Source organism: Acuticoccus kandeliae, assembly GCF_003073115.1.
In genome coordinates this window covers 1-568 of record NZ_QBBV01000030.1, presented here as the reverse complement: position 1 = coordinate 568, position 568 = coordinate 1, and the positions used below count along the sequence as shown (strand labels likewise).

Below are 568 nucleotides of genomic sequence, written 5' to 3'. Positions count from 1 at the left end.
CCGGCTGCCCCGTCGTCGGTGTGAAGCTCACGCTGCTGGACGGTCAGTACCACGAGGTCGACTCCTCGGAGATGGCCTTCAAGGTCGCCGGTTCGATGGCGTTCAAGGAGGCGGCCCGCAAGGCGAGCCCCGCCATCCTCGAGCCGATGATGGCCGTCGAGGTGATGACGCCCGAGGACTACATGGGTGACGTCATCGGCGACCTGAACTCCCGCCGCGGCCAGATCCAGGCCATGGAGGAGCGGGCCGGTGCCCGTGTCGTGAAGGCGACCGTGCCGCTGTCCGAGATGTTCGGCTACGTCGGCGACCTGCGGTCGCGGACCCAGGGCCGGGCGAACTACACGATGGTCTTCGACTCCTACGCCGAGGTTCCGGCGAACGTGGCGAAGGAGATCATCGCGAAGGCCACGGGCGAGTAAGAGCTCCCCGGGGCGGGCCCCAGTGCCCGACCTGCTCGGAGGGTGTGGTCCGCGGATCGGTAAGGTCCGCGGCCCGCACCATCCGACACCCACAGACCTGCCGTCAGCACGGCGGAGTACAGACACGAGTCCAGGAGGACCCAGCAGTG

Annotated in this window: 1 pseudogene; it reads left to right on the top strand. The window is 68.3% G+C overall.

Going from position 1 to position 568, the window contains the following annotated elements:
• Positions 1–419, top strand: a pseudogene (gene fusA / locus DBV35_RS29145) (elongation factor G); the annotation flags it as partial.
• Positions 420–568 lie beyond the last annotated feature (149 nt).